This is a genomic window from Aequorivita sp. Q41, from assembly GCF_039831855.1.
In the GTDB taxonomy this organism is placed as follows: Bacteria; Bacteroidota; Bacteroidia; order Flavobacteriales; family Flavobacteriaceae; genus Aequorivita.
In genome coordinates this window covers 202402-227439 of sequence record NZ_JBDPMS010000002.1, presented here as the reverse complement: position 1 = coordinate 227439, position 25038 = coordinate 202402, and the positions used below count along the sequence as shown (strand labels likewise).

Below are 25038 nucleotides of genomic sequence, written 5' to 3'. Positions count from 1 at the left end.
TTTAATTCTGAATTTGAGAAATTAAGTCTTCGTATGTATAATACTCTTTATCATTATCACTACTCTTTGAATACAGAACATTAACACGCAAAGCTTTTAAACCCGTAACACCTTGAAGGTCCTCTAATTCAAGAACCTCGATATCATCCCCAAGAAGTTTTTTAAACTGTAAAAATTGGATGTATTTGACATACTCTTCCTCATCTTCTTTTTGAGAATAGATAATTGAAATTTTTCCAGGCTGTGTAATCCGTTCCTCAGTACCTTTTATATGTGCTTTATCAACACGCTTTTTTACAACTTCATAACGCGCATTATAGGTTCCATCGACATCAAAACGTTTTTCATCCATTCTAAAACGTAACGAAAGTGACCCGTTGAAAGCTAAAATCATAGACGCTACATCTAAAGCTACTGGTAGTTTTTCTTTAAGACGGTAGTAACTGTTTTCCATCTCACAAACAACTTGTAGTTGCCACAGTTTTAAGTTTTTAAGATAAATTTCATTAAAAGAAATTTCTTTGGTAATAGATTCCCCAATATAAAGATTGTGCTCTACCCCATCGCTTTTAAAACGTTCAAAATAATGTGGATACATTAATTGCGCATCTTGTTGCTTTTTATCTAAAACAGACGCTAGCCTTTTATTTATTAACATTACAGACTCATCATAATCTTTTCGATGCTGATAAACAAAACCTGTATTTATATCTATAAGCTCATAGTACTCATCTACCATACCCTTATAGAGTTTATTTTTATCTCTTATATATTTAAAGAATGGGATAATTTCCGATAAAAGAAAGTTCATAATCTTTCGTTCGGTATCTACTTGTAGGTTTTCTTTAATTTCGTTTAAAAAGCCTGATATCGTAAAATTCATTTGTTCAAAAACTGGCAACGGACTGTGGTTGTTCAGTTTTTTAAGCATATTTTCAACATACTCTAATTGAATTATAAGATCTTTTTTTGTGGCTTCATTTCTAGTTTCCGAAGAACCTTTAATATCTGTTTGTCCATAAAGCGGATGCACATCTTCAAAAACAATTTCACGAAAAACCGTAGGATTTCCTTCTGTAATTGATTTTAAATAACGTTTAGCTTCTCTTCTAAATTTCCAGTGAACACTACTGTGTATAGAAGTACATTCGTCTTGGATAATAAGTTCCAATTCGTTTTCTAGGTTCTCTTTTGCCCGTACAACCGAATCAATTAGAAAAGGCATTATATCGCGAAGCTTATTGGCATTTATGGTGTTTAAGTCGTTTGCATTTGGAGAAACGAGCTCTAAAACACCTAGAACTCTATCCTCATGAACGATAGCTGCAAAAATGGCGCTCTTCATACCTTGATCCAACATTTTCTTATAAAGCAAATTGTCTGGATACAATGTATGGTAACGTGCCGCATCGGTTACACAGTAAAATTCATTTTTCTTAAAGAGTGTATAATAGGAAGCGTCACAAAGGGCATTTTTGCTAAGTTGTGATTTCTCACCATGTAGAATAAAACTTGAAACTTCTTTGTAAAGTATTCTTTCAAAGAGATCCGATTCTTCGTTATAATCTGTAAAACCTATTTGTAAATCCTTTAACCCAAAAATGGAACGGAATGTATTATTTATTTCATTATTGTATAAACCTCCGTTATTTTCAAGCTTTAGCAAGTTGGATTTAAATTCAGAAATAGACACATCCATCGTTGCATCAGAAAGTGTCGCAAGAACAAAACCATTAAAAACCCAGCTTTCAGGTGGAAATTTTTCTTTCCATACGGAAACATCTTCAAAACTTTCTAATAATTCATTTACATCTTCAGCAGTAATATCTTTCGCTTTTGAGGTTTTTTGAATATCCACAAAATCTGCATTATAAAGCAATCTATAATTTCTAACCAAGCCATCTGAATCTGGAATATTGTAATAGAAAGAACGACGGAAATCTACTTTTTTACCATAATACTGAGACAGAATTATACTACAGCCCATGATATAAAATTGATCTGCATTAAAATTTATAATGTCTAACGAAAAATCTGGCCCAACGGCCTTCATTATATTTTTATAGCGAGTAGAACATTTAAAAGCAAGTTCCTGAAATGGGATGGTTGCAAATTTAATTTCATTGTTTTCCAGAATTGCTGGAAAAATTGGATCTAATATAGTGTCTATTTCCGATTCGTACTCTTTAAGCTGAGCATAATCACTTATTCCGCTAGTAAGAATTGGATACTTTTCTTCTAAAGCAAGAATTTCAGAGACTTGTTTATTTCCTCCTTCACTTTTACCCGCCTTTTCTCTATAGGCATCAAAAACTTTTTTAAAACCTATTTTTATTTCTAATGGGAAATCCCTTTTCTCTGTACTCATGCTATGTTAACTAGATAGTTTGTAAAAATAATACTTAATAAAGCCGTATTATGTTAATATAAAATAAAAAAAGTACACATATCTCGCAATGCGATAATAAACTACTATTTTTGCGAAAATTTAAAATATAATTTATGAGACTCTTTTTAGCTTCAATCCTTACACTTTCATTAATTTCTTGCAATAAAGATACCAATAGCTTCAAACTGGACGGTGATGCAGTAGGTTTTGCAGATGGAACAGAAATATATGTTTATACACTTGAAAACAAACAGCCTAAAGTAATTGACACTTTAACAGTTACAGCAGGTACGTTTTCTGCAACTTTTCCTAAGAACGATGCCGTAAATTTAAATTTCTTACGCATTGCAGAAGTTAATGGTTCTGTATTGTTTTTTCCTGAAAACTCAGATATGAAAGCGACTATTTATAAAGATAGCATTCAATCTTCACGTATTTCCGGGGGAAAACAAAATGACGCATACAGTAACTTTATAGACAAAATGGTTGTTTTTAACAAGCAGAAACAAGTTAATATGGAGCGTTTTCGTGAAGCAAGACAGCAAAACGATACGGGGGCAGTGGCGCAAATTCAAAGTGAAAACCTAAATATGGTGGCTGATGAAACTGCTTATAAAAAAGAATTCTTAAAAGAAAATACCAATTCGCTTTTTGCAGTAATGCTTATTTCTGAAATGACAAGCAGAAAAGAAATTACCCCAGCTGAAGCATCAGCGCTTATTGAAGGTTTAAATCCTAAAGTTGCAGCATCAGATCTAGCACAGGACTTAAAAACAAACCTTGAAGCGTTGAAGAAAGCAGATGTAGGTAGTGCAGCACCAAATTTTAGCGCTCCTACTCCTACTGGAGAAACATTGTCTTTAAAAGAGGCTATGGGCAAATACACCATCATTGATTTTTGGGCTTCTTGGTGCAAGCCATGTAGAATGGAAAACCCAAATGTCGTGAATGTGTATAATAAATACCACGATAAAGGTTTGAATATTATTAGCGTTTCTCTAGATAAAGCAACACAAAAAGACAAATGGATACAAGCAATTGAAGATGATAAAATGGACTGGTATCACGTATCTAACCTTCAGTTTTGGCAAGATCCAATCGCTAAGCAATACAGTGTGCGTTCTATTCCTGCTACTTTTTTATTAGATGAGAACGGAATTATTATTGACAAAAACCTTCGTGGAGCTGCTTTAGGAGCAAAACTAGAAACCCTTTTAGGTGATAAATAAACTTAAGTATTAGACAAAGAAAAAACCTCGATCTTTAATTTAGATCGAGGTTTTTTTTAATTCATTAGTGTTAGTTTAAAAGAAAACTAACAGTAACGGTAGTTTTAATTTCAATCTCCCCCAACGCTATGGTCTGTTCTCCTCCTCCCGAAGAAGAATCCATCATCGCCATTTTATACATTGGTTGTGGCCCAGCAGAACTAGAAAACTCACTAATTGAAACTGCTTTTCCAATCGTTTGATTTAAAACTGAAGTATATTCCTTTGCCTTCAGTTGCGCATTTTCTACAGCTTTTTTTCGAGCTTGGCTTTCTAATGCTTCTTTTTTTGAAGTAGAAAATGCAACACCATCAATTCGGTTAATTCCAGTATCAATAAGCCCCTTCATTACAGCTTCGTATTTATTAAGATCACGTAATTTTATAGAAAGCGATTGATTTGCGGCAAAAGTGTATGTTTTAGTATTGTAATCGTAATTCTTATTGAGGTTCATATATTCTGTTTTCACATCTTTATCGTCAACATTCATTTTTTTTAGAAACTTTAGAACTTCACTAATCGTTTCGTCATTTAGTTCTTTTAATTTCTTGGTGTTTTCGCCCGTGTTTTCAACGCGAATATTAATGGTAACTTCATCTGGAACTACCTTAACAATGCCCTCGCCTTTAACATCTATCGTTGGTTGTGGTGTTGTGTTTTGTGCCATCATTGTAGCTGTGGTTAGTACTAAAATTAATACGGTTTTTAAAGTTTTCATAGTCAATTTTTTGATTTTTTAAATTTTTCCTAGTTTATGCATTATGAATAAAATAATTAATGGAATGGCAAGTAGTACAACAATCCACAAACTTGTTTGAAACAAATACGGTGCAAATAAAAGCGTTAATACATAACCTCCAACTGCCCCGCCAATGTGTGCGTCATGACCTATATTCCCCATTCTTTTTTTCATTCCATAAATAGAATACAACAAATATGCCAAGCCAAATAACCAGGCAGGAATTGCGATAGGAATAAAGAAAAGATACAGCCCCATATTTGGAAAAAAAAGTATCGCAGAATACAAAACTCCCATCACGGCACCACTGGCGCCAATAGCACTATAATGATATTCGTCTTTGTGAAAATAAAAAGACAACAGATTACCCATAATAAGGCTAACCACATAGATTACAACAAAATAGGTAACGCCAACACTTCCTATTACTACATTAGCGAAAAAATAGAGCGTAAGCATATTGAACAATAAATGTGAAAAATCTGCATGAAGAAAAGCAGAAGTAAACATTCTAATTTGCTCTCCACGACGGATTCCAGCGATGTTGAATTTATATTTTTCAAAAAAAGAAAAATCATTGAAGCCTTTTAAGGAAATAATAACATTAGCTGCGATGATAATAATTGTAACGATATGTAAATTTTGCATTATGTTGTAAAAATTTAATTATTAATACGTTAATAAAAAATATTGCATTGAATCATTGAATCTTGAACCTACAATTCTAATTCTTGCGATAAAATTAGTTAGTTTTGTGGTATAAATTCCTATGCAAAGATTGCTTTATATACTGGTATATCCAATTCTTTGGATGCATTCCATCTTGCCAATGCGCATTTTGTACATCAAATCTACAGCCTTGTATTTTTTGGTGTATTATGTTATTGGCTATCGAAAAAAAGTGGTGAAAGATAACCTAGCTTTAGTATTTCCTGAAAAAACACAGGAAGAACGAAATCGAATTGCGCAAAATTTCTTTAAACACCTTTGTGATATTATTGTTGAAACCATAAAAGCACTTACTATTTCTGAAAAAGAAATCCGTAAACGTTTTGTAGTTACAAATGCTGAAATATTAGATAGCTATTATCAAAACAATCGAAGCATCTTGCTCATGGCGGGGCATTACGGCAACTGGGAATGGAGCGGAATATTAAATAAATTGATGCAGCACCAAGCGCATGCGGTATATAAACCCTTAGATAATAAGCAATTTGATGCCTTGGTAAAAAAAACACGGGAACATTTTGGAGGCATTATTGTAAGCAATAAAAAAATTGTAGGCGTGCTTTTTAGAAAGTGGAAAAAAGGAATTAAAACTTTAACCTATATACTTTCAGATCAAACTCCAAAACTTGGTGGGTTTAAGCATCGTGATACTTTTTTAGGCATAGACGTACCCATGTTTACCGGAACGGAAGAACTTGCAAAAAAATTAGACTTCTCTGTGCTTTATTTAAAGGTTGAAAAAGTAAAACGCGGGTATTATACAGCTACTTTTGTTCCTTTGGTTGATAACCCCAAAGAATACTCAGATTTTCAGATTACACGAATGTTTTTTGATTCGTTAGAAGAACAAATCAAAGAAAAACCTGAGTATTATTTATGGTCACATAAACGCTGGAAGCTTCGCAATATAAATTAATTATATTCCTGCAACAGCTTTAATTTCTTTTATAATCCTATCCGCCAAAGCATCTGCCTCTTCTTGACTTTTTGCTTCTGTATAAATTCGAATAATGGGTTCTGTATTTGATTTACGAAGATGCACCCAGTTTTCTGCGAAATCTATTTTTACGCCATCCACCGTGTTTATTTCTTCAGAAGCATATTTTGCTTCCATCGCCTTTAAAATTGCATCCACATCCAATTGTGGCGTTAGTGCAATCTTCTTTTTGCTCATAAAGTAAGCGGTATATTTTTTTCGAAGTTCACTAACGGCAATTTTTTCTTCTGCTAGAAAGCTTAAAAATAAAGCAACCCCTACTAGGCTATCACGACCGTAATGAAGCTCTGGATAGATAATTCCACCGTTTCCTTCCCCCCCAATTACAGCGTTTGTTTCCTTCATTTTCTCAACGACATTAACTTCACCAACTGCACTGGCAGTATAGGTTCCGCCGTGCTTTTCGGTAACATCTCGCAAAGCGCGGGAGGAGGACATATTGCTAACCGTATTTCCAGGCTTGTTTTGCAAAACATAATCTGCTACTGCTACCAAGGTATATTCTTCCCCAAACATTTCCCCATTTTCATCAACAAAAGCAAGTCTGTCAACATCAGGATCTACTACAATTCCAAAGTTTGCACCTTCCACAACTACTTGCTCCATCAAATCGCCCAAATGCTCTTTTAAAGGTTCAGGATTGTGAGGAAATTGACCATTTGGCGTACAATGTAACTTTACAGTCTCAACACCTAAAGCCTCTAAAAGTAAAGGTATCGCAATCCCTCCGGTTGAATTAACCGCATCTACAACAACCTTGAATTTACATTTTTCTATAGCTGCTGTATTTACTAATGGAAGGTTTAAAATTTCATCGATATGAAGATCGATATAAGCATCGTTTTTATGAATTTCACCTAACGCATCAACTTCAGAAAAGGTTAGGGTTCCATTCTCAGCAATATCAAGAATGTGCTGCCCAGCTTCAGCATTTAAAAACTCTCCTTTATTGTCGAGTAATTTCAATGCATTCCATTGTTTTGGGTTGTGGCTAGCGGTAAGGATTATTCCCCCATCGGCATGTTCCATAGCAACCGCCATTTCTACCGTTGGTGTGGTTGAAAGATTAAGGTCTATAACCGTAATTCCCATTCCTACAAGTGTGTTCATTACTAATTGTTGAATCATTTCACCAGAGATTCTAGCATCACGGCCTACAACAACTTTATAATTTTCTTTGTTCCGCTGTAGTTTTACCCAGCTTCCATAAGCTGCTGCATATTTTACCGCATCAATCGGTGTTAAATTATCACCCTGAGCCCCGCCAATAGTACCGCGGATGCCTGATATAGATTTAATTAATGTCATTTTTTGAATTTATATTTAAAAAATAAAGCCTTAATAATTTTATAGATTACCAAAGCGTTGCTGCGAAGATAAGCAGCTATATTATAATTAAGGTTAAAACTGCATTAAGGTTTTGGATTTCATCCAATTTACAAAACAAAAATACATATATTTATTGAATGAATTTTTTAGCGCATATTTACCTTTCTGGCGAGGACGAAAGCATTATTATTGGTAATTTTATAGCCGACGGTATTAAAGGAAAAAACTATCAGAAATACCCTCCAAAAATAGCAAAAGGCATTTTGTTACACCGTGCCATAGACAGCTATACAGATTCGCATCCCACTGTACATCAAAGCACTGCACGCCTTCATAAAAACTACAGTCATTATAGCGGGGTAATCGTAGATATTTTATACGATCATTTTCTAGCTAAAAACTGGCATAAGTATTCCGATCAACCTCTAGCTGAATACATTGAGGATTTTTATAATTTATTGAAAAATAATTTCACCATTCTTCCTACAAGAATTCAAAAAATGATGCCGCATATGATTGCCGATAATTGGCTACTAAGCTATGCAAGTGTAGCAGGAATAGGAACCATATTGGCGCAAATGAATATTCGCACAAAAGGGGTGTCCAAGATGAATCTTGCCGTTGCAGAACTTGAAGCATATTACGATGAATTTGAAGCCGAATTCACTTCTTTTTTTGATGAATTAATACAACACTCACAACAAAAACTGCTTGAATTATGAAGTTTCCATTCTCTTTCTTTATAGTACTGCTGTTGTTTTCATGTAAAGAAAAACCACAAGCTAAAACCACAGTCGAAAAATCTAAAATAGAAATAAAGAGTGTTGTTGCCGATAGTGCTATGGTGGTTTCAGCAAGAGAGGAAGCATCACAAATTGGCGCTGAAATTCTAAAAAAAGGAGGCACTGCTTTTGATGCAATGATAGCAACCCAAATGGCTTTGGCTTTAACACACCCAAATGCAGGAAATATTGGTGGCGGTGGATTTATGGTATATAGAACTCAATATGGCGAGATTGGTTCCTTAGACTTTCGTGAAAAAGCGCCTTTAGCAGCCACACGCGATATGTATTTGGATAAAACAGGAAATTTTTTGCCAGAAAAAAGTACTGAAGGCGGCCTTGCGGTTGGTGTTCCGGGAACTATTGCCGGAATTTTTGCAGTTCATGAAAAATTTGGAACACTTCCTATTGAAATGCTTTTTAAGCCTGTAATTGAACGCGCTAATAAAGGTTTTTTAGTTACTTCAAAACAAAAAAATCGCTTTGATGAATTTAAAGCACAATTTGAAAAAATAAACGGGGAATCTTCTCTTTTTACTAAACTTTATAATGTAGGTGATACTCTAAAAAATACGGCCCTTGCAACTACGCTAACCAAAATTGCAAAAAATGGGAGAGCCGAATTTTATTCAGGGGAAACTGGAAAAAAAATGGTCGATTTCATTCAGAAGAAAGGGGGAATCATCACCCAAATAGATCTAGATGCGTATGAAGCCATTTGGCGTGAACCAATGGTTTTTAAATATAAAAACTATAATTTAATTTCAATGGCGCCACCTTCTAGCGGTGGTATTTGTCTTGCACAAATTTTAAAAATGTTGGAATCATTTCCTCTTTCTGAGTACGAACATAATTCAGAAAAATACATTCAAATTTTAGTTGAAGCAGAAAAACGCGCCTATGCGGATAGAAGTGAATATCTTGGAGACCCAGATTTTGTAGCTATCCCCACAGATTCCTTACTTTCTAAAAGCTATCTTTCACAGCAAATGAAAGACTTTTCATTTGAAAAAGCAACCCCTTCGGAAGTTATAAAACCTGGAGAAATAAGTAGTTATGAAAGCTTAGAAACAACCCATTACTCTATTGTAGATAAATTTGGGAATGCTGTTTCTGTTACCACCACTTTAAATGCTTCCTATGGCTCGAAACTATATATTTCGGAATTAGGCTTTTTTCTAAACAATGAGATGGACGATTTTAGTGCCAAACCTGGAGCACCAAATATGTTTGGTTTAATCGGTGGCGAAGCAAACGCTATTGCACCACAAAAAAGAATGTTAAGCTCAATGACGCCTACTATTGTTGAAAAAGACGGAAAACTAGTACTCGTTATAGGCACTCCAGGAGGTTCCACAATTATCACTTCGGTATTGCAAACTTTTCTAAATGTAAGTGAATTTAACATGAATATACAAGAAGCGGTGAGTGCGCCACGCTTCCACCACCAATGGTTGCCAGATATGATTATGATGGAAGAAGAAGGTTTTTCACAAGAAATTTTGAATTTACTTGAAACCAAAGGATATACAACAAATACTAAATTACTTCCAAAAATTGGCAGTGTGGATGCTATATTGATTTCTCCAAACGGCAAATTGGAAGGCGGTGCTGATCCACGTGGGGATGATACTGCCATTGGGTATTAAAGTATAGGAATTTATCTTCTCAGTAATAAGCTGCTTCCATTATGAAAAAATAAAAAATATAGTCATTTTTCATCAAAATTAACAGCTTACAAATGGCATGCATTCTTTATTTTACAATCAATTGAGTACCTTTGCAAGCTATGTCAAAAAATGAGGATTTTATTGAAGTTTTGGGCGCGCGCGTCCATAATTTAAAGAACATTGACGTTCGTATTCCAAGAGAGAAATTAGTAGTAATTACAGGACTTTCAGGCAGTGGAAAATCCTCTTTGGCGTTCGATACCATTTATGCTGAGGGGCAACGTCGTTATATTGAAACTTTTTCAGCCTATGCCCGTCAGTTTTTAGGAAGTTTGGAGCGTCCAGATGTAGATAAAATTGAAGGGCTTTCTCCTGTAATTGCCATTGAACAAAAAACTACCAGTAAAAGCCCACGTTCTACCGTTGGTACAATTACTGAAATTTATGATTTCCTTCGTCTTTTTTATGCCCGCGCAAGTGACGCATATAGCTATAATACCGGAGAAAAAATGGTTAGTTATAGTGATGAGCAGATTAAAAAACTCATTCTTGAAGATTTTACCGACAAAAAAGTTAGCATTCTCGCCCCTGTGGTTCGTTCCCGAAAAGGTCATTATCGCGAGCTTTTTGAGCAAATTGCCAAACAAGGCTTTCTAAAAGTTCGTGTTGATGGTGAAATTCGGGATATTGTAAAGGGAATGAAAGTAGATCGTTACAAAACCCACGATATTGAAATTGTAATAGACCGGTTGAAAGTAGCTACTGAAACCGATAATGCCAAACGCCTTTCTGAAACAATAAATACAGCCATGTATCACGGCGATGACGTTTTAATGGTTCTTGATAATGCTACCGATGAAGCACGCTATTTTAGCCGCTCCTTAATGTGCCCATCATCAGGAATTTCATACCCAAATCCAGAACCAAACAACTTTTCATTTAATTCGCCCAAAGGAATGTGCCCAAGTTGTAAAGGCCTTGGAAAGCTGTATGAAGTAAATTTAAATAAACTCGTCCCAAACCCGAAACTATCTATTAAACAAGGGGCTTTAGTAGCGCATGGACCACAAAAAAACAATTGGATTTTTAAGCAATTGGAGCTAATTGCTGAGCGTTTCAATTTTAAATTAAGTGATTCTTTTGACAGCATTCCAAAGGAAGCCAAAGAAGTTATTTTTTTCGGAGGAAATGAAAAATTTGATGTAGCCTCTAAGGAACTTGGCATCACACGAAGCTATAAAATAGACTTTGAAGGTGTTGCTACATTTATTCAAAACACTTTTGATGCCAACGAATCTACTTCCTTAAAACGTTGGGCGAAGGAATATATGGATAAAATTCCATGTCCAGAATGTGAAGGCACACGGCTTCGTAAAGAATCACTTTACTTTAAAGTGAATTCAAAAAACATCGCTGAATTAGCTAACATGGATATTGTTGAGTTGGCGGACTGGTTTAAAAATCTTGAAAAAGACCTTTCAGAAACCCAACTAAAGATCGCTTCAGAAATTATAAAAGAAGTGCGAACTCGACTTCAGTTTTTAATAGATGTTGGACTCACTTATTTGGCCTTAGACAGAAGTTCGAAATCACTTTCGGGGGGAGAGGCGCAACGAATTCGCTTAGCAACACAAATTGGTTCACAACTTGTTGGTGTGCTTTATATTTTAGATGAACCCAGTATTGGCTTACATCAACGTGATAATGAACGTTTAATCTTTTCTTTAAAACAGTTAAAAGAAATAGGGAATTCTGTAATTGTGGTGGAACACGACAAAGACATGATAGAAAGTGCCGATTATGTAATAGACATTGGTCCTGCCGCGGGAAAACACGGTGGCGAAATTGTTTCTGAAGGCACCCCAGAAGAAATAAAAAAACACAATACACTAACTGCAGATTACCTTACAGGGAGAAAAGAAATTGAAATTCCGAAGAAACGCAGAGAAGGCAACGGAAAAACCCTTACGCTAAAAGGAGCTTCAGGAAACAATCTAAAAAATGTTTCTATAACAATTCCTTTGGGGAAAATGATTGGCGTTACAGGCGTTTCAGGCAGTGGGAAATCTACTCTAATCAATGAAACCCTCTACCCTATTTTGAATGCTCACTTTTTTAATGGTGTGAAAAAACCAATGCCATATAAAAAAATTGAAGGGCTTGAAAATATTGATAAAGTTATAGATATTAACCAATCGCCCATCGGGAGAACGCCACGTAGCAATCCGGCTACGTATACTGGTGTTTTTTCTGAAATACGGAATCTTTTCGCAAAGACTTCTGAAGCTATGATTCGTGGCTATAAACCAGGGCGTTTTAGTTTTAATGTTGCTGGCGGACGCTGTGAAACCTGTAAAGGCGCTGGTTTGCGTGTTATTGAAATGAATTTCCTTCCAGACGTTTATGTGGAATGTGAAACCTGCCAAGGAAAACGATTTAACCGTGAAACTTTAGAAATTCGTTATAAAGGAAAATCTATTTACGATGTTCTTGAGATGACGATAAATGAAGCTTGCGACTTTTTTGAAAACATTCCAAAAATCTACCGGAAAGTAAAAACAATTCAAGACGTTGGCTTAGGTTATATTACACTTGGCCAGCAATCTACAACACTTTCTGGAGGTGAAGCACAACGAATTAAACTAGCTACGGAACTCTCAAAACGCGATACTGGCAATACTTTTTATATCTTAGACGAGCCCACAACAGGATTGCATTTTGAAGATATTCGTGTATTAATGCTTGTTTTGAATAAACTGGTTGAAAAAGGAAATACAGTTCTAATTATTGAACACAATCTAGACGTTATTAAAACCGTAGATTATATTATAGATATAGGTCCTGAAGGGGGAAAACAAGGCGGAAAAGTTATGGCGCTTGGTACTCCAGAAGAAGTTGCAACGAACAAAAAAAGTTTCACAGCACGCTTTCTTAAAAAAGAGTTACTTTAGGCAGTCTTTAGTGACCATGCTAAGTAAAAAAACAAAAAACTGAATACTAAAATTTAATGAGAAACGAACACGCACCTAAAAACTGGAATGAAGTGAAAACAAATGACTCTTGGGCAATTTTTAAAATCATGGGGGAATTTGTTAATGGCTATGAAAAAATGAGCCGTATTGGTCCCTGTGTATCAATTTTTGGATCTGCACGTACAAAACCAGATAATAAATATTACCAATTGGCTGAAAGTATTGCCAAAAAAATAACTGAAAATGGCTATGGAGTAATCACTGGCGGTGGTCCAGGAATTATGGAAGCTGGAAATAAAGGCGCCCATTTGGCTGGCGGAACATCTGTGGGTTTAAATATTACATTGCCTTTTGAACAACATGACAACCCGTATATTGACAGTGATAAAAGTATTGATTTTGATTACTTTTTTGTTCGAAAAGTAATGTTTGTAAAATATTCTCAAGGGTTTGTAGTAATGCCTGGAGGCTTTGGAACCTTAGATGAATTTTTTGAAGCCCTAACCCTTATACAAACCCATAAAATAGATAAATTTCCAATTATTCTTGTTGGAACAGAATTCTGGGGAGGTCTTTTTGAATGGATTAAAACAACCCTTTTGGAAGCTAATAATAATGTTAGCGCAGCAGATTTAGACTTAGTGCATTTAGTTGATAACGAAGATGAAGTATTGCAAATTTTAAACGACTTTTACAACGAATATAACCTAAGTCCTAACTTTTAAATTCCCCAAATTTTTGAGAAACTTTAGAATTCTATTTGTAGTATTATTTTGTTTTGCCCTTCAAGCAACGGCACAACACATTATTAATATTGACGCTACGTTAAACCCGGATGCTAAAACACTTGCTATAAAGCAGCAGATAACGTATAAAAATACTTCTAAAGACACCTTAACCGAAATTTATCTGTTTGATTGGGCTAATAGTTTCTCATCCAAAACAACACCTTTAGGAAAACGTTTTTCTGAAAACTATGAAAGTGCTTTTCATTTTGAAAAAGACGAAGAACGTGGAAAAACAACTATAGAAGAGATATATAACAATGCCGCAATCCCAATAAAATGGGAACGTGGTGAGGCGGTAGATATTTTAAAAATTATTCCAGAAACTGCGCTTCAACCAGGAGCTAGTTATACTTTCAATTTAGAATACACCGTTAAAATTTCCAACGATCGTTTTACGCGTTACGGGATTGATAAACTAAATGATTATAAACTTCGCTATTGGTATATTGCTCCTGCCTTTTATGATGGGAAATGGCAAGTTTACAGCAATAAAAATACGGATGATTTATTTTTAACCCCATCAAATTTTTCTATAAAACTTCATATTCCGCCGACTTATAGCGTTACTTCAGATTTTGATGTTGAAATGGCTGCAACTACCGTAGCCGAAAAAATTGTTGTTCTTAAAGGTGAAAACAGAACAAAAGCCATTCTTTACATCGAAAAAAATCCAAATTTTGAAACTATTGAAACCGATAAGTTTAAAATAATCACCAATCTTGAAAACAAAAGAGTAAATCCGCCTGTTCAAGCGTTAGTGGTAGATCGTGTGGTTCATTTTTTAGATTCCAAACTAGGGCCTTATCCTCATGAAAAAATGATGATAAGCGAAACAGATTACAAAACAAATCCGGTATATGGTCTTAACCAACTGCCTAGTTTTATAAGCCCTTTTCCTGATGGTTTTGAGTATGATATGGAGCAGCTTAAAACCATAACGCGTCATTATATTGACAATACATTGGTTTTAAATTCCCGTGAAGATTACTGGCTACAAGATGCTTTACAGATATATTTGATGATGGAGTATGTGGATACTTACTATCCAAAAATGAAGATAATTGGCAATCTGAGTAATTGGTGGGTAATCCGCTGGGCGCATGCAGCAGCATTAGAGTTTAACGACCAATACCCTATTCTTTACTTAAATGTAGCGCGAAAAAACATACATCAATCCCTTACTACGCCTAAAGATTCATTGTTAAAATTCAATATGAATATCGCCAATGGTTATTATGGTGGAAGTGGGTTACGCTATTTAAGCGATTATTTAGGGGAAAATATTTTACAGGAAAGCATTAAAGAGTTTTATACTAAAAACAAGTTAAAGCCTATAAAGTCTTCCGAGTTTGAAACTTTAATTTCTAAAAAAACCACACTTCCAATTAATTGGTTTTTTGAAGATTATGTAGCTAATAGAGCCACCGTAGATTTCAAAATAAAGAAAGTAGCGAAACAAGGGGATTCGTTAAAGGTTTTTATAAAAAACACACGAAAAACTGAGCTTCCTGTTTCGTTATATGGACTTAATAATGATGAAATAGTCTATAAAACATGGACAAAACCTATAGATAGTATTTCAACAATAACAATTCCTGCTGCAAATATTAAGAAGCTAGCACTAAATTATGAAGGAAGAATATCTGAGTATAACCGTAGAAATAATTTTAAATCGGTTAATGGCTTGTTTAATAAACCGCTTCAATTTAGGTTGTTTCAAGATGTGGAAGATCCAAATTACACGCAGTTTTTCTTTATGCCTATTTTTGAATACAACCTGTATGATGGTGTATCTGCGGGACTTCGACTTTACAATAAAACAGTGCTTCCAAAGGCTGTTCATTATAGTTTAGAACCTCAGTTTGGGTTTCGTTCAAAAACCCTTGTTGGACGAGCTTCTATAAGCTATACGCAGCTTTTAAATGAAGGAAGCCTATATTCGATGCGCTATGGTTTCTCTGGAAATTATTATTCGTACGATCGTGGATTATTCTACAAGCGATATACTCCATACATTACTTTTTCTTTTAGAAATAACGATTTACGGGATAACGAAAAACAATTTATAAATCTTCGAAATGTAAACGTGTATCAAGATGAAGACCCTAACAACCCAGAACAAGAGCCTAATTACAGTGTTTTTAATATGCAGTATGTATATTCAAATCCGAATCTTATAAATTATTTTAGAGGGGTTGTAGATTATGAAATTTCTTCAAAATTTAGTAAGCTTTCAGTAAATTTTGAGTATCGAAAACTCTTTTTAAGCAACCGCCAATTAAACCTACGTTTTTTCGCAGGAGCCTTTCTATTTAATGATACCCGAGAAGGAGAAAACTTTTTCAGTTTTGCCTTAGACCGTCCTAATGATTATCTTTTTGATTATAACTATTACGGAAGAAGTGAAGATTCTGGACTTTTTAGTCAACAGTTAATCATTGCTGAAGGTGGTTTTAAATCGCAATTAGCGCCCGCGTTTGCAAACCGATGGATAACTACGGTAAATGCAAGCACCAATATTTGGAAATGGATTTATGCGTATGGCGATGCAGGGCTTGTTAACAACAGTGCAACAGGCACCACAGCTGTTTTTGACAGTGGAATTCGTTTAAGTTTAGTCGCTGATTATTTTGAACTTTATTTCCCTATCTATTCCAGCCTTGGTTTTGAACCTAACTTACCGCATTATGATGAAAAAGTTCGATTTATTGTTACTCTAAGTCCTAAAACACTACTCGGGCTTTTCAACCGTCGATGGTATTAATTATAATTATTCAAAACCTTTAAAAAGGTTTCATGCATTGCATCGGTATAGTCTAAATGCGTTACAACTCGCAGTTTCCCCTGCCCCATGCCACTTATTTTGATGTTTTTCTGCAGTAAATCGTTTATAAATTTTTCTTCTGAAATTCCTTCTAAAAGGTAGAAAATCACAATATTAGTTTCTGTAGGTTCTACATTTTTCACGTAGGTTTGCTTAGAAAGCACATTTGCAATTTCTAAAGCTTTTTTATGATCCTCCGCCAATCGTTCTATGTGATTTTCCAGAGCATACAAACCTGCCGCAGCCATAAAACCTACTTGTCGCATACCGCCGCCCAGCACTTTCCGAACGCGCATTGCTTTTTGCATAATTTGTTTGTTCCCCAATAAAACGCTTCCCATAGGCGTGCCCAAACCTTTACTTAAACAAATAGAAATGGTATCGAAAACCTTCCCGTATGCTTTTGGATCTTCCTTTTTAGCTACTAAAGCATTCAATAATCTTGCCCCATCAAGATGAAAACCTAAACCATGAGTGTTACAAACTTTTCTAATTTTTTCAATTTCAGAAAAATCATAACATGCGCCACCGCCTTTATTGGTTGTATTTTCTAAACAAACCAAACTTGTTAATGGACTATGGTAAAAATCTGGAGGATTGATGCTTTCTTCAACTTGTGCAGCAGTAATCATCCCTCGGTTTCCGTCTATAAGCTTACATGAAACTCCACTATTAAATGAAACTCCGCCCCCTTCATAATTATAAATATGAGCCCATTTATCTGCAATTAATTGCTCTCCAGGTTGCGTGTGCATTTTTAGTGCGGCTTGATTGGCCATGCTCCCTGAAGGAAAAAAAAGGGCAGCATCCATACCGAACATTTCGGCTAATTTTTGTTCCAGCTTATTTGTTGTTGGATCTTCTTTATAAACATCATCCCCTACTTCAGCATTCATAATTGCTTGTAGCATTCCTGGAGTGGGACGCGTTACAGTATCGCTTCTTAAATCTATAATCATATTTAATTAATTTTCTCTGAAAAATTTTCCAGCAGTTTCAAAATTACGGACTAATTCAGAAATTTCGCCCTCCAGCTTAACTAATGCAAGTGATTTGTTATGGTTGGCATTTTTACTTTCCTTTTTAGACTTTTCAACTAAGTCAATATCCTTAAAGCTTTTTTCGAAAGTAACACCTTCAAAAACAAATTTGTACTCTTTGTGGCACGATTGCATTGCTGAATTTTCAGAAGTAGCATCGTTTAATTTATTAGACGCAAACGGTCTAATTTTTTCAGCTTTAAGCGCCTCTTTCTCTTTTAAACTTCTAGCCATTTGTTTGCTTGCACTAATGGTAAAAGGTGAAAAACGCCCACAATTATCAAATTTTTGAAACCTTAAATTCTCATCTTCTCTCCAAAAAAGATACACCGCATAATAAGTGTTTTTTGAAGTACAAAGTTCTCCGTTTCGTAAAGTGAATGCTTGGCTGTTTCCGTCGCAATATTCTTTTCTATAAAAATATTCAGGATTCGCCTGCATTTCTAATTCTGCCATTTTCTGAGCCACAAGAGCATCAACAAAAGCTTCATCATTTTGAGAAAAAGAAAAGGTTGACATGGTTAAGAACAGTATAAAAATGATTTTTTTCATAATAAAATGGATAATTTTATTGGGTTTTTTAGAAAGCATAAAATTAGCCGAAAAAAATGTCCCACTCACGAAGTTAATAGTATTTTTGCCTAAATTCTTATCACATAATGATTACAACAGACCAAATCAAAGACCTTAAGGTGCGGCTAGATGCCTTGAGGCGCTATCTTTGACATTGCTGGCAAAAGCATAGAGATTACTAACGACGAAGAAAAAACATTCGACCCTAATTTTTGGAACAATCCACGGGAAGCAGAGGCTTTTATGAAGGTTTTACGTACCAAAAAGAAATGGGTAACAGATTATGATACTGCAATAAACCTCACTGAAGAAGCTGAAATTCTTTTAGATTTTTTTAAAGAAGGTGAAGGCAAAGCAGAAAATGTAACTGCTGCTTTTGAAAAAGCTGCAAACGCAATTGAAGCTTTAGAGTTTCGTAATATGCTAGGGGAAGAAGGTGATGATATGAGTGCCGTACTTCAAATTACCGCTGGAGCTGGCGGAACTGAAAGCTGCGATTGGGCGCAAATGCTAATGCGAATGTACCTCATGTGGGCTCAGAAAAACGACTATAAAGTAAAGGAACTTAACTTTCAGGCTGGCGATGTGGCTGGGGTGAAAACCGTTACCCTCGAAATTGAAGGTGAATACGCTTTTGGTTGGTTAAAAAGTGAAAATGGTGTGCACCGATTGGTACGAATTTCTCCTTTTGATAGCAATGCGAAACGACACACCAGTTTTGCCAGTGTATATGTGTACCCACTCGTTGACGACACCATTGAAATTGATATAAACCCTGCCGATATTTCTTGGGAATTTGCGCGTAGTAGTGGTGCAGGTGGACAAAATGTAAATAAAGTTGAAACTAAAGCCATCCTTACCCACCACCCTTCTGGAATCGTGATTCACAACAGCGAAACTCGAAGTCAGCTAGATAACCGTGAAAAAGCTATGCAGATGCTAAAATCGCAGTTATATGAAATTGAATTGCGAAAACAACTTGCGCAACGCGCCGAAATTGAAGATAGCAAACTCGCTATTGAATGGGGTTCGCAAATACGAAATTATGTTTTACATCCTTACAAATTGGTTAAAGATGTGCGAACCGCACACGAAACAGGAAATACCGATGCGATGCTAGATGGGGAAATAGATGGGTTTTTAAAAGCCTATTTGATGATGTCTGGACAGAAGGAGAAATCAGATGAACTTTAATGAAAAGTATTGATTAGAAACTGACACGTTTATTAATTTTCTGAAACAGAAAAGTAGGTTCTAGAAGAAATAAATGTTCCATTGCTTGAAAAACCTTCTAAAGTAATTTCAAAATCTCCTGCGACATCTGAAGTATAAAATGACTTTGAAAACTGATTGTTCTCAAATTGAATATCAGGATGCCAAAGTAACTGTACTCTATAATCAGGGATTCTTGAAAGTGTAGACATCTGACTGTAATCTGGACTGAAATAGCTTTTTTCTTTAACAGCAGGAGCCAAATTTAATTCTTCAACATAGTTTTTTGTTAAACGTGGTTTAAAATCTCCACTTTTTGTTTCAACTGCAATAATACCGCTGTATAATTTTGGACCATAACGATAGGGCTCGGAAACTACGCGAACGCTATTAATATCCCTTGCGTTATAATTTATAAGTTCCTCATTATCCTGAATTTGCATCCCATCCATTAGCACCAAAGGGTCTATATTATAAAACTTTGCAATATTATTTGGGTCATACTCATTATTTACAATAAATTTTGCATCGGCACCGCTACCACGAATTGCAGCCAGTGCAACTATTTCTACAAAAGTTTCTTTTACTGAAGGAAAACGAGTATAATCATCTAATAAAAATAGTGTTCCCAAGTCTTTATAAAACGGTGGAGTAACTGTATTTGGAAGTATGCTATCCTTTTTGGTGTCGAAATAAGCATTCTCAATTTGCAATTGCACACTGCGTTCATTCAACCACTCCTTTATATCTGAATTTAGTTTTAAGAAAGCAGCTTTATCTTCCCCAATTTTAAGATTTTTATCATCAATTTGTACACTAAAAGCGTCAAGTTCACTTTTAGTTCCATTCAATTGAACAATGCTTTTTTCAACATCGTAATTTTCCGATATTGAAAAGAAAAATTGACCATTAGCATTGGTTTTAGCCATTTTAAAAACGTAGTCTTTTCCAGGGATGGTAAGCGAAACAACTTTGTTGGCAACGGGAAGGTTGTTTTCCTTAGCGATAACTACACCAGAAAGTAGCTCCCCGCGAAGTTCTGGAATAAAAAATAATCCTGAATGAGTGTTGTTATTGCTTTTTAAATTATAATCTGAAATGCTAATTGGATTTATTTTTCGTACCGAAAGAACAAAGTTACCATCATTAGTATCGAGCGTACTTTTAAGATTAAGCGTTACTTTTTCTCTTAAACCATATGTTTTTTTATCAGTAGCAATTGCTATTTTATCTAATTGTACACTTTGATTTTGCTTCAGTGAAAGGATTTCTTTACTTTTTATTACAACAGAATCTTTTCTGTTTTTTGAAACACTTTCATTCTTCAAAAATGTATTTACAACATATATGTTCTTAAGTGTAAAAGCATCTTGAGTATTATTTCTCGAAAAATTAGTGTACCCAATAAGCCTATAAATTCCAGTTTTTAAGGTTGAGGGAATAAAAAAATCTCCACTGGCAGTACCATTCTTTATTTTCAATTTATGATTAAATACAATAGAATCTGCATCGTTTCGCATGGAAACATATAGCACTTTACTCAAATCGCTTTTAGTGTTACTTACATTCAAACTAAAAGCTTTATACTGCAGTAACTCTCCTGCCAATACTACGTTTGAATTAATAGAAAGTTCAACTTTTTCGTTTGGAAAAACACCAATGTCTTCCGAAACATTTTCCGTTGGAATTTGTGCTGTCACCGTAATTCCTAGAAAAATAAATAGTATAAATGCTAGTTTTTTTGTCATAATCAATCTACCCAAAAATCTGGTTTTACATTTGAAGAAAAAGAGGTGCATACAGAACATTCTTGCTTTGCAATAGTAAATAAGAAGGGCTGTCCATAATCAACTATTTGATAATCAAAGTGTTTTAAATATGTATAAATTATTTCGCGTTCATTTGGATCATTATCCAATGTAGAGTTGTCTCTATAATCAAGTACTAATTTATTACATGCTACAAAGTATGGAGGTTTTTCTAATCCGAAATCTTCATAATTAAAATAGATGCGTTTTGATGTTACAGAAGAAGCATCAAAAAATCCTAATACTTTTTCATCTGGATCATTTTCAGAAGTTATATTTCCTCTTACATATCCTGGTTGACTTTGTGATAATAAGCTTTGAATACTTCCTAGTTCCTTTATTTTCTTATAAAACGTATAGGCTTCCACACTTTGCACAAATTGTTTTACTAAAAGACTGTAGCGTGTTTGTAGTTTCGCATCCTCCTTACTTAAATACCGAACAGGAAAACGAAGTACCTGATTATCATTTAAATTTTCGGTGGCAGTCTGTATAATTCCAGTAGAAAGCTCTGTTGTATAACACGTTATTTCTGGTTCTCTAGGAGTTACTACCACCTCGTACGTATAGTTTTTTACATCGAAATTAATTATTTCAAAAGTATAAGATGAAGGGTATGGTGCTATTACTTTATAGGTTTCTTCATATTCATATCTAAAATATTGTGATTGCCCCGTTGGGTCTTTAGTAGTTACCAAAACTTGAACACCATCTTTATTATCAACCGGATCTACAACACGTTCCACAAATACTTTCTCCATTGCTACTTCAGGAGTTAAGCTGATGGTAGATGAGCTATAATTTCTAGCATTACTTGTTTTAATATTTAAAGTATATAAAACATTTGGTTGGGCACTAAATGCCTCATTTGAAATATAAACCCCAGTTTCCACATCTTGTGAAAAACTATAACTTTCACCCGTATTGCCTGTAATAATTACCGTAGCATCATTTTCAGTTAAAATTGCGGAACTTTCTAAAGTTGAAGTTCTACTTAATTTTACTATTTGCGGTTTCAATTCATCAGTAATAGTACTTTCAACAACTAAAACACTTTCATAGTCTAATGTTTCAATTTCAAAAGGTTCTGTACAGCCTATTTGAAGGAGAAATATAGAAATGAATGCTATATATAAAATTTTGGTCTTCTTCATTATTCCTAAAACTTAAAGTTATATGTTATTGTTGGCACGGGAACAGAAAATATAGAAGTTTTATATGCTTTTATCTGTCCTTCCTCATTCACGAAAAACACGGAGTATGGGTTATTACGCCCTAAAACATTGTAAACAGATATATTAATAAAACTATGTGCTAGTTTTTTTAGTTTATGATTTCCTTCGATATTCACTCCTAAATCGAGACGGTAATAATCTGGAATTCGAAACTGATTACGGTCACTATAAAGCACTTGTTCTTCCCCAGCAAATACAAAACGTCCAATTGGATAGGTTATTGGTCGTCCTGTTTGGTAGGTGAAGTTTCCTGAAAAACTAAATCGTTTGGTAAGCTTATAGTTTGCAACAACCGAAAAGTCGTGTGGTTTATCATAGTTTGCGGGGAAAAATTCACCATTGTTAACGCGTTCTTGCATTATTTGACTATCCAATTTTACATAGGTACGAGAAAAACTATACCCTAAATAACCATTAAATCTCCCAGAATTTTTCTTTACTAAAAATTCAACTCCATATGCTTTTCCCTCCCCTTGTAATAGTTCTGTTTCTAAGTTATCATTTAAAATTAACTGTGCCCCTACCTTATAATCTAGAAGATCATCCATTGTTTTATAGTAACCTTCAAGGCTAAATTCTATATCTTTCCCGGGAAGATTTTTGAAAACTCCTAAGCTATATTGATTGGCACGTTGTGGTGCAATATTTAAATCTGAAAGCTTCCAAATATCTGTAGGCGACTGCGTTGTATTTGTAGAAAGTAGATGTAAATATTGAATGGTGCGATTAAAACCTCCTTTTATAGAAAAATCATTCCCTAACAAATAGCGGGCTGAAACCCTGTACTCTGGTCCGCCGTAGGTTTCAATAAGCTCATTGTTATCGTAATTTTTTACTTCAATAATAGCACTTTCGCCTCTGGTAACACCGTCTTCATAAACATTTTGAGTAGCTTCTCCCAAGGCTGCATACAAGGAATAGCGCAAACCTATATCGAGTAATAACTTGTCACTTATTTCGAATAAATCTGCAAAATAAACAGCCGATTCCAAACCTTTTTCGCTATCAATTGTTTTCGCCTGCACATCAGAAATGGTTCCTACTGGCTCAATTTTTCCTGGGTTAATAGAATATAATTTGCTGCTAATTCCATAACTAAACTTATGTTTGCTGTTTAATTTATAGTTAAAATTAAGCTTTGCTTGGGTTTCGTTTAATTCGTAACCAAAGTCAAAATCTTGATTTGCATCTGCTTCATAGTTGATTCCGTATTTGTATTGGCTATTTACCAATATAACTTCTCCCCTACTTTTTTCATTAAAATTACGGCCATATTTCAAGGAAATTAAACGGTTATTATAATCAAATATAGAATCTGAAGTTATACTAAAGCGATCTTTACTGTAATAAAAAGTACCTTGAATTGTATTGTCGTTATCAATATTATGCTTGTACTTAACAATCCCATCGTAAAAAGAAGCTTGACTATTTTTTAATTCTTCTTCATCAAGACTTCTTAAAATCCAATCGGAATAAGTAGCTCGAAAACCTGCCGTTAGCGAAGATTTTCCTTTAACAACAGGGACTTCAACCGCTAAATTGGCAGTAATTGGACCAACAGAACCTTCCCCTGAAAATTTTTCAGTGTTAGCTGATTTTGTTTCAATATCAAAAACAGCAGAAAGTCTTCCACCGTATTCGGCTGGAATACTTGCCTTAAATACTTCTAAACTCCCAGTTGTAAATGGATTTACCGCAGAAAAGAATCCTAAAAAATGTGAAGGATTGTATAGCACGGCATCATCTAACAAAATTAGGTTTTGATCGGCGCGTCCACCGCGAACATTAAACCCACTTGAACCTTCACCAGTAGTTTTTATACCTGGCATGGTCGTAGCAACTTTTAGAATATCACGCTCACCCAAAACCAAAGGAATTGTTTTAATAGATTCTATATCAATGCTTGTAACTCCAACTACAGCATCACGAACATTTGCATTTTTATTAGATTTTACAACAACTTCTTCGAGTGATTCGGAATTTTCTTGCAAGGAAATATTTAATCTTCCATCGCCATACATAATAACGTCTTGACGGATTTTTTCGAAACCCAAAAGATTTGTTTCAAGCTTATTTAAACCATACGGCAAACGAATACTAAAGTTTCCACTAGCATCTGTCACGGCGTATTTCGTTCTATCTATAGTAGAAATTGAAAGATTTTGAAGGGGTTCACCTGTTTTTGAATTTTTAAAAACTCCTGAAAGGGTATAACTTTTATTAGCCGCATTAGGCTGTTGCTTGCCTATAGTTACCAGTTTTCTTGTTTGCACCGATTGACTTTCAACAAACTCCTCTTGAAAAATTGGTGCATTGCTTGAGGCAATATTTATGTTCTGTTTTGTTTCGTTAAAATAATCTGAAGGCAATTCCGTAAAAACATAGGTATTATTAAGAAGAATAATTTTTTCATCCTTTAAAACGTAGTTAATATTTGTATCGCCAAACAGTCCGTTGAGAACATTTCGTAAGGGTTCATTTTTAAATTCTTTGGTAACATACTGCCCTTTCAGCCAGGAATCATCAAAATAGAATGTTTTACCAGAAAGGGATTCTATTTTAATAATAGCTTCACTTAAAGGAGTACTACTAAAAGTGACCGTTATATTTTGACCGGACTGTGCAAACATTCCTGTGGTCAATAAAAATATAAAAATGACAAAAAATCTATTTTGCATAGAAA

At 34.7% G+C, this 25038-nt stretch carries 17 protein-coding genes; 8 read left to right on the top strand and 9 right to left on the bottom strand.

The annotated features are described in order from the left end of the window. Position 1: 1 nt before the first annotated feature. Positions 2-2368 (bottom strand): GAF domain-containing protein, encoded by a 2367-nt coding sequence (locus ABJ955_RS10450; protein ID WP_347374567.1) that lies wholly within the window; start codon positions 2366-2368, stop codon positions 2-4. 134 nt (positions 2369-2502) lie between these two features. On the opposite strand from ABJ955_RS10450, the gene ABJ955_RS10445 reads away from it, so the two are divergent. Then, positions 2503-3618: a TlpA disulfide reductase family protein gene (locus ABJ955_RS10445; protein ID WP_347374566.1), complete on the top strand. Its 1116-nt coding sequence runs from the start codon at positions 2503-2505 to the stop codon at positions 3616-3618. 70 nt (positions 3619-3688) lie between these two features. Here ABJ955_RS10445 and ABJ955_RS10440 read toward each other — a convergent pair whose 3' ends face one another. Together ABJ955_RS10440 and ABJ955_RS10435 are read right to left on the bottom strand one after the other, a co-directional pair. Beyond that, entirely contained in the window at positions 3689-4375 is a 687-nt protein-coding gene (locus tag ABJ955_RS10440; RefSeq protein ID WP_347374565.1) for an SIMPL domain-containing protein, read from the bottom strand. 18 nt (positions 4376-4393) lie between these two features. Then, positions 4394-5044, bottom strand: a complete 651-nt coding sequence (locus ABJ955_RS10435; protein ID WP_347374564.1) for a rhomboid family intramembrane serine protease — start codon at positions 5042-5044, stop codon at positions 4394-4396. Between the two features lie 121 nt (positions 5045-5165). On the opposite strand from ABJ955_RS10435, the gene ABJ955_RS10430 reads away from it, so the two are divergent. After that, the gene (locus ABJ955_RS10430; protein WP_347374563.1) at positions 5166-6041 is read left to right on the top strand and encodes a lysophospholipid acyltransferase family protein; all 876 of its coding nucleotides are present in this window, start codon (positions 5166-5168) and stop codon (positions 6039-6041) included. On the opposite strand, the gene glmM is transcribed toward ABJ955_RS10430, so the two are convergent. Further along, positions 6042-7430 carry a phosphoglucosamine mutase gene (gene glmM, locus ABJ955_RS10425; RefSeq protein ID WP_347374562.1) on the bottom strand — a complete coding sequence of 463 codons (1389 nt, stop codon included), beginning with the start codon at positions 7428-7430 and terminating at the stop codon, positions 6042-6044. Between the two features lie 158 nt (positions 7431-7588). Between glmM and ABJ955_RS10420 the strand changes: the two genes are divergently transcribed. From ABJ955_RS10420 to ABJ955_RS10400, 5 genes are all read left to right on the top strand, one after another. Continuing rightward, on the top strand, positions 7589-8173 hold the full coding sequence (locus ABJ955_RS10420; RefSeq protein ID WP_347374561.1) for an acyl carrier protein phosphodiesterase: 585 nt from the start codon (positions 7589-7591) through the stop codon (positions 8171-8173). Next, complete coding sequence (gene ggt / locus ABJ955_RS10415; RefSeq protein WP_347374560.1) at positions 8170-9882, top strand: gamma-glutamyltransferase; 1713 nt, start codon at positions 8170-8172, stop codon at positions 9880-9882. The genes ABJ955_RS10420 and ggt overlap by 4 nt, the downstream gene beginning before the upstream one ends. 140 nt (positions 9883-10022) lie before the next feature. After that, entirely contained in the window at positions 10023-12854 is a 2832-nt protein-coding gene (uvrA, locus tag ABJ955_RS10410; RefSeq protein ID WP_347374559.1) for an excinuclease ABC subunit UvrA, read from the top strand. A gap of 56 nt (positions 12855-12910) precedes the next feature. Continuing rightward, positions 12911-13600 (top strand): TIGR00730 family Rossman fold protein, encoded by a 690-nt coding sequence (locus ABJ955_RS10405; protein ID WP_347374558.1) that lies wholly within the window; start codon positions 12911-12913, stop codon positions 13598-13600. Between the two features lie 13 nt (positions 13601-13613). Further along, positions 13614-16427, top strand: a complete 2814-nt coding sequence (locus tag ABJ955_RS10400) for a metalloprotease (protein ID WP_347374557.1) — start codon at positions 13614-13616, stop codon at positions 16425-16427. Here the strand turns inward: ABJ955_RS10400 and ABJ955_RS10395 are convergent. Together ABJ955_RS10395 and ABJ955_RS10390 are read right to left on the bottom strand one after the other, a co-directional pair. Next, positions 16424-17446 carry a GntG family PLP-dependent aldolase gene (locus tag ABJ955_RS10395; RefSeq protein ID WP_347374556.1) on the bottom strand — a complete coding sequence of 341 codons (1023 nt, stop codon included), beginning with the start codon at positions 17444-17446 and terminating at the stop codon, positions 16424-16426. The two genes, ABJ955_RS10400 and ABJ955_RS10395, sit on opposite strands and share 4 nt — an antisense overlap. Before the next feature lie 6 nt (positions 17447-17452). Further along, a complete protein-coding gene (locus ABJ955_RS10390; protein WP_347374555.1) occupies positions 17453-18079 on the bottom strand; it encodes a hypothetical protein in 627 nt (208 codons plus the stop codon). 107 nt (positions 18080-18186) lie between these two features. On the opposite strand from ABJ955_RS10390, the gene prfB reads away from it, so the two are divergent. Next, a protein-coding gene (gene prfB / locus ABJ955_RS10385; RefSeq protein ID WP_347374554.1) for a peptide chain release factor 2 occupies positions 18187-19294 on the top strand; the annotation gives its coding sequence in 2 pieces (ribosomal slippage) (positions 18187-18249 and positions 18251-19294; 1107 coding nt in all). 32 nt (positions 19295-19326) lie between these two features. Here the strand turns inward: prfB and ABJ955_RS10380 are convergent. Genes ABJ955_RS10380 through ABJ955_RS10370 form a run of 3 tightly spaced genes read right to left on the bottom strand, consistent with a single transcriptional unit; the run spans position 19327 to position 25033 of the window. Next, entirely contained in the window at positions 19327-21060 is a 1734-nt protein-coding gene (locus tag ABJ955_RS10380) for a hypothetical protein (protein ID WP_347374553.1), read from the bottom strand. A gap of 2 nt (positions 21061-21062) precedes the next feature. Then, a complete protein-coding gene (locus ABJ955_RS10375; protein WP_347374552.1) occupies positions 21063-22274 on the bottom strand; it encodes a DUF4249 domain-containing protein in 1212 nt (403 codons plus the stop codon). Between the two features lie 5 nt (positions 22275-22279). Continuing rightward, positions 22280-25033, bottom strand: coding sequence for a carboxypeptidase-like regulatory domain-containing protein (locus ABJ955_RS10370; protein ID WP_347374551.1), 2754 nt, complete (start codon positions 25031-25033; stop codon positions 22280-22282). Positions 25034-25038: the final 5 nt, after the last annotated feature.